Annotated in this window: 8 protein-coding genes; 4 read left to right on the plus strand and 4 right to left on the minus strand. The window is 38.2% G+C overall.

The features are described from left to right. The first annotated feature begins 1,626 nt into the window (after positions 1–1,626). Complete coding sequence (locus AC3WLU_RS15080; RefSeq protein ID WP_222619851.1) at positions 1,627–2,541, plus strand: YitT family protein; 915 nt, start codon at positions 1,627–1,629, stop codon at positions 2,539–2,541. 83 nt (positions 2,542–2,624) lie between these two features. On the opposite strand, the gene AC3WLU_RS15085 is transcribed toward AC3WLU_RS15080, so the two are convergent. The 4 genes from AC3WLU_RS15085 to AC3WLU_RS15100 form a co-directional block, all read right to left on the minus strand. After that, positions 2,625–2,819, minus strand: coding sequence for a cold-shock protein (locus AC3WLU_RS15085; protein WP_034307294.1), 195 nt, complete (start codon positions 2,817–2,819; stop codon positions 2,625–2,627). Positions 2,820–3,675: 856 nt separating this feature from the next. Next, positions 3,676–3,882: a cold-inducible protein YdjO-related protein gene (locus tag AC3WLU_RS15090; RefSeq protein ID WP_106027429.1), complete on the minus strand. Its 207-nt coding sequence runs from the start codon at positions 3,880–3,882 to the stop codon at positions 3,676–3,678. Between the two features lie 124 nt (positions 3,883–4,006). Beyond that, positions 4,007–6,133, minus strand: a complete 2,127-nt coding sequence (gene recQ / locus AC3WLU_RS15095) for a DNA helicase RecQ (protein ID WP_492597501.1) — start codon at positions 6,131–6,133, stop codon at positions 4,007–4,009. A gap of 155 nt (positions 6,134–6,288) precedes the next feature. Then, positions 6,289–7,104 (minus strand): 3D domain-containing protein, encoded by an 816-nt coding sequence (locus AC3WLU_RS15100; RefSeq protein ID WP_400449440.1) that lies wholly within the window; start codon positions 7,102–7,104, stop codon positions 6,289–6,291. 257 nt (positions 7,105–7,361) lie between these two features. Here AC3WLU_RS15100 and AC3WLU_RS15105 point away from each other — a divergent pair, with 257 nt between their 5' ends. From AC3WLU_RS15105 to cotJC, 3 genes are read left to right on the plus strand one after another with little or no spacing between them, the layout of a single operon-like run. Then, positions 7,362–7,595 carry a spore coat associated protein CotJA gene (locus AC3WLU_RS15105; protein WP_048679115.1) on the plus strand — a complete coding sequence of 78 codons (234 nt, stop codon included), beginning with the start codon at positions 7,362–7,364 and terminating at the stop codon, positions 7,593–7,595. Next, positions 7,596–7,862 (plus strand): spore coat protein CotJB, encoded by a 267-nt coding sequence (locus AC3WLU_RS15110; RefSeq protein ID WP_034307303.1) that lies wholly within the window; start codon positions 7,596–7,598, stop codon positions 7,860–7,862. 13 nt (positions 7,863–7,875) lie between these two features. Then, positions 7,876–8,445, plus strand: coding sequence for a spore coat protein CotJC (gene cotJC, locus AC3WLU_RS15115; RefSeq protein ID WP_063576015.1), 570 nt, complete (start codon positions 7,876–7,878; stop codon positions 8,443–8,445). The last annotated feature ends 117 nt before the right edge of the window (positions 8,446–8,562 follow it).

The following is an 8,562-nucleotide window of genomic DNA, read 5'->3' on the forward strand; positions in this document are numbered from 1 at the left end:
CTTAATGAAGAAGTGAAATTTTGTCCTGTGTGCACCTGAATATGCTTCTCAGCAAAAGCGTCTAGTTTTTATAATAAGACTTTGGCGTATTATTTCAGGACGTGTCCCTAAAATAGTCATCACTTTCATTTTCCATCTCCTAATATAAGGAAAACCTTTATATTCAGGCATATCTACAGCTTGACCACTTACCTTTCTTATACATTATGCTTTTGTCCTTTTGTTGCTATAGGCAACCCTATCAAATTTTCACCCATAAAATGACATGCAGGAAGAATCACACTGAACATTAGGACAATAACTTACTTGGAAAACCCTAAATTAATAAAATAAAACTTTCATGAGCTTTCGCTCTTAACACATGTATGTAAAATAAATTCCTCCTGACGATAATATAGTGATACAAACAGTAAGTAGGACGTGGCTTTTTATGGTGCTCGACCCAGAATATAAAACTGTTTGAGTAAATTTGTGTTCAAGCCATTGTTAGCACCTTAATAAAGGAAGATTAATAATAATAAACCAGCAAAAATTCGCTCCCCTTTTTAGTACTAGTTAACTCCTTTATTTTGAAACATATCGCCCTTTTTAAGTGCCTTGATGTTAATCAGTTCTTTTTTTCATCATGGCAATGTTGTTAACGTGCTTATTTCTTGTAATTCAGCAGTCAAAACTCGCTTTGTTGGCAATAAGTTCCCACTAACGTCTCTTGGCCAATTGGATATATGAAAACCATCAGTACCTGTGATTCCGAATTGGAACTCATATTCCTCAAAATTAGGAAACAAAATAAGATTTTTGGATTTTCGAACTTGGATCGAGGCTAAATAACTCATGCACATAGGGGGTTATAGAATCTGCAGTTCCCAAAAAGAAACCACTAATTTCAATGACAGCCGGAGTTAAAGGATCATTTTAAGGATATCAACAATAATGGTTTGCACACCCATTCCTTTGAATTGTCCCTGTTAAAAGCGTGTTCCGGTATAGTTTATTGATACGTTGGATCCGCCGTTAAAAATGGTACGAATTCTGATACATTATCAGGATCGATGATGCATTGCCTGTCTCAACTGGAGCAGATCCACTTGAACTTCCCCACCAGTTATTCGTTGCATCCAATCTCCTTGGTATGGGATTATACGAACCCGCTGCGATTTTCTGGTTTAATTTCCAAATGAAATCGGTTGATGTAGTTTTTTAAAAAAAGATACACCCCACGTAGTATATGCAGGCGCAATAATACTCCTTTCAATACTTCTTAACCTTCATCTAAAACTACCCCAATACGATTGAAATGAGGTGAGTATTTCTCTTTTTCAGCATTGTATACTCTATACAAATTAATCATCACAATTATCGGTAATAAAAAAGCTTTGGATTCTATAATATCCAAGGTTTTTTTAAAGAACACAATATTTTGTTATACTATTGTTTTGTATGGAGTAGAATAAGAATACATGGTAATGACAAGCATTAACAACCCTGTTTCTTCATACCAGGACGTTAACAATGATACCAATAATTATTCAGGAATATATGAATCAGAATGTTAATTTCTTTATTTAATTATACCTATAGGTTTATAATTACATAGAACCTATATAGAGAGAAGGAGTGGGTGGCATGATTATGTCAGACCTGGCAGGTGCAAGTACAACAGAAATTATGCAAAAGAAGACCCAGCATAAAAAATTAACACTGAGACAAATTTTACAGAGAGGTCTATTAATTACAATCGGTGCGGTTTTGATGGCTGTCGGCCTCGAGATTTTTTTAGTGCCGAATAACGTAATCGACGGGGGTATAACGGGTATATCGATTATGTTATCTTACATCACTGGATGGAAGCTCGGAATCTTTCTTTTCATTTTGAATCTTCCTTTCTTTTTTATCGGTTATAAACAAATCGGCAAAACCTTCGCATTATCTACCCTTTATGGAATTTTAATCCTTTCCATTACCACTACATTGCTTCATCATGTACCAGCTTTCACTCAAGATATCCTCCTAGCGTCCGCTTTCGGCGGAATGATTCTTGGCATTGGAGTTGGAATGGTCATTCGATATGGCGGCTCATTGGATGGTACAGAAATACTTGCTATACTCGCTAGCAAGAAGCTCCCTTTTTCCGTTGGGGAGATCGTCATGTTTTTCAATTTATTCATCCTAGGAAGTGCGGGCTTCGTATTCTCATGGGATCGTGCCATGTATTCGATCATAGCTTACTTCGTGGCATATAAAACGATGGATATCGTCATCGCAGGTTTGGACGAATCCAAATTTGTCTGGATTATCAGTGATGAATTTAATGATATCGGTGAAGCCATAATGAATCGCCTTGGACGGGGCGTAACCTTTTTAGCTGGTGAAGGTGCTTATTCCGGTGATGATAAAAAAGTCATCTTTTGTGTAATAAACAGGCTTGAGGAAGCTAAACTTAAAGAGATAGTCAAAAGCTTCGATCCATCTGCATTTCTTGCTGTAGGGGATATCGCGGAAGTCCGAGGCGGCCGATTCAAGAAAAAAGATATCCACTAATAATTCATCTGCTTTTTGCTTCATCAAATTGGCAGAAAGATAAAAAAAGCTGAAGGGAATCCCCTTCAGCTTTTTTTATAGCCTTAATAGTTTCTTGGATTGTTAATTGCTTGAAGCATTCTGGTGCCGGGTTTCATCTCGCTGCTACATAACGGACAAACATGTTCATCATTACTTGTAAAGTTATCGCGAATCCAACCTTTGCAATCTTCTGATGTACATTCCCACACCTTTGTTTCTTCAGGAATGATTTCTTCCGTATTATTTCTTCTATACATATATCTCACTCCTTAGAATTGAATTGACTCCGTCCTGCATAACAGATCACAAGCCATAAAGATAAAAGAAGAATAGATGGCGTTTAATCTAAATTGTGAGTAAATAACCATTCGCAAATCTAAGTATGATTATTGTTCTTTCAACCAAACTTTTTGAATGGTAAGAACTTGAGATTACGGCATGAATTTTTCATATCTCAGTTACCATTATATCATATATATGCTTTATATATTTGAGGAAAGATTCTAAAAAAGAAAGTATTCCCCAAAATGAAACACAGTCCCTGACTTACCCTTTAGATAATCGAGACTGCGCCTGTTTAAGAATCCATTCCATATGGTTCTTCTTGCTCGTTCGTTGAACATTCCAAATCGAAGCGAACACGAGAGTAATTTTTAATGCCAAAACCTAAAACAATGAAAGCCCTGCCTCTCTCCCATCCATACGGTTCCTAGACCGTGCCTGCGAGAATCAGATAAAAGCTTGTAAGTACATGTTTATTAATTAAAACCGTCCGTAATTCCAATTGGGTAGATTAAATTCCAAAAGATAAATGGTACATAGAAGTAAGTTAATGAAGAACAGAAATGGATCGAGGAAAATACTTGGTGATAACATGTATTTCTTTTTTCTAAATGTGTTTAACTTGTTTCTACTTCATCATGAAAATGATGAAAAATTATTTTATTAATAAAAATGTTACTTTAAATTACCCTCCAGTGCATTCTTTTCATAACACTGAAATCTAATAATATCATACATATCTTTATATGTAAAGCATTAATGCCAGATAAAAAAGACTCCTCCATCCTTCCTTCTCAAAATAAAAAATAAAGAGGCTATGATTCACCTCTTTTATTTAAACGCATTATACTCATTTTCAATTTTTGGGAGCTCCCTGATTTCTTCAACCAATTGACTTCCACACATTGGGCAATCATAGTTTTCCGAGGCAAAATCTTTTCTCATCCAACCATTGCAATCCGCTGATCCGCATGCATATACTACCGTATCTTCCATAACTATTTCTGGTTCCTCTGAATTCTTTTTACCAAAATACATGAGCAACCTCCTCTTTTTTATAAAGACTCTGATTAAAGGAGCGAAATTTCACCTTTTTATCATTCCTAGTATACGCATTAAACCAAATTCTTATTTATTCAATGAAGAAATTATCCAAAAAACCTTAACACCTTTCGTTTTCCAGCCCTGCCTTAACCAAGATCGCTTTGATCATAAAGTAGGAAATATGTTCGGGCAGGGCTTCTTTAAGTGGTTTCAATTTTTCTGAATCCAATTGTTTTGCAGTTTCCAAAACAAGATTAAAATCTTTCTCCAAGAAAATCTCATCCCAATTGATATTCAAGTGTTCTTCTGCACACTTTAATAAATGATTTTCAATTGAAATGGCAGACAATCCTCGCAATGTCCCTATTTCCTTGATTGATTTGCCTTCCTGATATAAGCGATAGCTTTCTAAGTGAGATGGTTTAGTAGCTCTCTTTACCGTTTCCTTTGTAACCATAGTATTCGTTTCTAATTCAGGGTGTGCCTGTACATACTGGGAAATCACTTGTAAAAATGCGTCTCCGAAGCGTTCGAATTTCTGCATCCCCACCCCTTTGACTTCCAGGAATTCCTCTTCCGTCCTCGGCAGTTTGACGGCCATATCTTTCAAAGACGCATCGGAAAAAATAATGAATGGAGGTACATTTTCCGTACTTGCCAATTCTTTTCTTAACTGTCTCAACTCTTCAAACAGCCCATGATCAGCACTGATGCTGCTTACTTTTTTTATTTCCTTACGCAGGACTTTTTTCTGTCCCAAAAGCACTTCCCTGCCAGCATTGGTAACTTTAAGAACCGGAAACTGTCCGCCCGTCATTTCGATATACTGTTTTGCTGTCAGGAAATCAATGAAATCACCAACATCCTTCGCAGTTTGATCATTGATGATACCATAGGTTGAAAGCTTCTGGAATCCGAACTCTTCAATTTTCTTATTGCGTGATCCCGTAAGCACTTGGGAAATCATCGTTTTACCGAATCGCTCCCCCATTCGCAACATGCACGAAAGGACCATTTGTGCCTGTGTAGTTACATCAATAGAGTCACGTTTATCTGTACAATTTTCGCAATGACCGCAATCTTCAGGGTTTTCTTCTCCAAAATATCTAAGAATGAAGGCTTGCAAACATCCTTCGGTAAAACAATAATCCTTCATTCTGTTCAATTTCTTCAATTCCTGGGATTGCCACTCCTGAGAGGGATTTGATTGATCAATCAAGAAACGCTGTATCTGCATATCCTGTGGGGAATATAAGAGGATACACTCGCTATCCAAACCATCCCTCCCTGCACGGCCCGCTTCCTGATAATAACTCTCCATGTTCTTTGGAGTTTGGTAATGGATGACGTATCTAACATTCGACTTATCGATTCCCATCCCGAAGGCAGATGTCGCTACCATCAAGGGAACGTCATCACGAATGAATTGATCCTGCTGTTCCGACCGTTCTTTTTCATTCATGCCAGCATGATATCGACCTGTTTTGAATCCGGCTTTAATAAGCTTGGCATACAAGGAATCGACTTCTTTCCTGGTTGCTGCATATATGATACCCGATTCATTTTTGTTTTTCTCCAAATAGCGCATTAAAAACCGACTGCGATTTTCTTCTTTCACAACGGAAAAGAACAGGTTATCTCTGGAAAATCCCGTGGATACTGTATGCTGTACAGATATGCCGAGCGACTGACATATATCATCGGTCACATGCGGTGTGGCAGTTGCCGTTAAAGCCAGTACAGTCGGAGCGGATGGCATGTTTTTCAATAAGGTTTTGATTTTTAGGTAGCTTGGCCTGAAGTCATGTCCCCATTGAGATATACAGTGGGCCTCATCAATGGCAACCATAGAAATTTCCACATTAAATAGATCCTGTTGAAATGCAGGATTTTCCAAACGTTCAGGTGCAACATAAACCAGCTTATATCTACCGTGCTTAATATCGTTCATTCTATTGGATGATTCTAACCCAGAAATGGAGCTATTAAGAAACGTGGCATCAATCCCATTTTGTTCGAGGGCATCTACTTGGTCCTTCATCAAGGAAATTAGTGGGGATATAACGAGTGTTACACCTGGCAACAGAAGGGCTGGAATTTGGTAACATATTGATTTACCTCCGCCGGTAGGCATGATTCCCGCTGTGTTTATTCCTCCCAACACCTGTTCGATAATCTGTTCCTGACCTTTTCGGAATGACTCATAACCAAAGTATTCTTGTAAATATTCACGTGCTTTTTCCATCAATTTACTATTCCTCCTATTTAACTTCTAAGGATTTATAAGGATCTATTTCTTCTATTGTACCTGCTTTTCCCGACAACCTAAAGGACAAAAAAGCAGACACAATATGTCTGTGTCTGCTTTTTCAATATATAAACATGTTTTGCATGGCTAAATTAATTCAGGATTTGCACTTTAACGTTTTTAACGCCCCAATTCACGGCATCCTGTTCGTTTGGAACAAATATGTCCACTCTATTCCCTTTGATGGCACTGCCTGTATCGGCTGCCGTTGCATAGCCATAACCTTCAACATAAACCTTTGATCCTAGCGGAATGACTGATGGGTCCACAGCAATCACCTTTGCATCAGGATTAGCTTTCAAGTCCACTCCTGTTGCTGTTGTTCCGCTGCAGCCTTGACAATCAGCCGTATAGGCAGTTGCACTAACAGTAATCTCTTTTCCAGATTCGGCTTGATCTTGGGATTCATTGTTTGAATCTGCTGGTTCCGATTGTTCAACCGGCTTAGTTTGTTCTGCTGGCTTAGTTTGTTCAGCTGGTTCGGATTGCTCTGCTTGTGCAGCTTGCTCTGATTTCTGTGCAGGCCCTACACTTGCAGCTTCGACTTTGTTAGCTGCCGGTTTAATGACAATTTCTTGACCAGGATGGATTGTATCTGAACTTAAACCGTTCCAAGATTTAATATCATTTACCCCTACATCATATTTGTGTGCAATTCCCGATAATGTGTCCCCTGACTTTACTTTATAATGCTCTTCTTGAGAAATATGTATGGTTTCTCCGGCATAAATCGCGTCTGAAGACAAATCGTTCCAAGACTTAATATCTTCTACTGATACTTTATATGTTTGAGATATCCCCCATAATGTGTCTCCATCTTTCACTTTGACATCTTCTGCTTGTACCGGAATTGTGAATGCACCGGATATAGCAGCCGCTGCCGCTAACGATAAGATTGATTTTTTCATATGTTGTTACCTCCTTGTGAGCTGCTTTATAAGCTACGAGTTAAATCTTAACATAGTTTTTTTCTATACAAAGAACAAACAGATAAAGAATAGATGACAAACATCACAGTAAGATAACGGGACTATAACAAGATTTTATAATATTCTGAAAAAATATCATTTTCCATTTAATTCCCTTTCCAGGCCACAGGAGTCATATTATGCATTACCGAGGCATAAAAATTAGAGGCTATATCTTTACAAAGGAGGTATTTTTTGTGACTCGCGAAAAGACTTTTACCCTAGTTAAGTCATATAAACCTTTCCATAGTAAATTCGATCCGTGTCCTCCAATTGGGAGAAAGTATTACAGGACACCTCCTAATTTGTATATTAATTTTCAACCGCCCAATATGGAGCAGTTCACTCCGGAAGAAGCTTTGAAATACGGTACACTTTGGAAATTCTTTTATGATTTTTATGATAATCCATATCGGGAAAGGGAGACGTAAATGAATAAGAAACTGGATGATGAATATTATCAGTTGCTTGAACAAATACAGGCTGCCGATTTCGTACTTGTCGAGTTGACTCTTTATTTGGATACACATCCTAACGACCAGCAGGCTTTACAGCAATTCAATCAATTTCATGAATACTCCCAACAACTGAAATCGGTTTTTGAGCCTAAATATGGTCCATTATTGGGATTTGGAAACAGTCCAGGCGGTGAAAATAAATGGGAATGGGGCCAAGGCCCTTGGCCATGGCAGGTATAAGGAGAGATGAGCTATGTGGGTTTATGAAAAGAAGCTGCAATATCCAGTTAAAGTAAGAGACTGTAATCCCCGATTGGCTAAATATTTAATAGAACAATATGGCGGTGCTGATGGTGAGTTGGCTGCAGCACTCCGTTACTTAAATCAACGATATACAATTCCGGAAAAAGTCATTGGCCTGCTTACGGATATCGGAACGGAAGAATTTGCCCATCTCGAAATGATCGCCACGATGATCTATAAGCTTACAAAAGATGCCACACCTCAGCAGATGGCAGCCGCCGGGCTAGGGGATCATTATGTCAATCATGATAGTGCCCTTTATTATCATGACGCAGCAGGGAATCCATGGACCGCCACTTATATCCAAGCAAAAGGAGATCCGATTGCAGATTTATATGAAGATATAGCTGCTGAAGAGAAGGCCAGAGCAACCTACCAGTGGTTAATTGACATCTCGGATGATCCTGATATCAATGATTCACTCAGGTTTTTACGCGAGAGGGAAATTGTCCATTCGATGAGGTTCAGGGAAGCGGTGGAGATTTTAAAAGAAGAAAAAGGTAAAAAGAAGTTCTTTTAATGAAATTCACAATAAAAAAGCAGCGGATAAAATCCGCTGCCCAGACTGTAGACAAACTCGATGAAAATCGAGTTTGTCTATTTTTATGGCTTGTACAATTTGGACGTTGATTTCCAC

This window comes from Peribacillus sp. FW305-BF15 (genome assembly GCF_058783805.1).

Coding starts and splice junctions, on each gene's coding strand:
- AC3WLU_RS15100 (WP_400449440.1), bottom strand. CDS start 7,104: ATGAAAAAATCAATCTTATCGTTAGCGGCAGCGGCTGCTATATCCGGT.
- AC3WLU_RS15080 (WP_222619851.1), top strand. CDS start 1,627: ATGATTATGTCAGACCTGGCAGGTGCAAGTACAACAGAAATTATGCAA.
- cotJC (WP_063576015.1), top strand. CDS start 7,876: ATGTGGGTTTATGAAAAGAAGCTGCAATATCCAGTTAAAGTAAGAGAC.
- recQ (WP_492597501.1), bottom strand. CDS start 6,133: ATGGAAAAAGCACGTGAATATTTACAAGAATACTTTGGTTATGAGTCA.
- AC3WLU_RS15090 (WP_106027429.1), bottom strand. CDS start 3,882: ATGTATTTTGGTAAAAAGAATTCAGAGGAACCAGAAATAGTTATGGAA.
- AC3WLU_RS15085 (WP_034307294.1), bottom strand. CDS start 2,819: ATGTATAGAAGAAATAATACGGAAGAAATCATTCCTGAAGAAACAAAG.
- AC3WLU_RS15110 (WP_034307303.1), top strand. CDS start 7,596: ATGAATAAGAAACTGGATGATGAATATTATCAGTTGCTTGAACAAATA.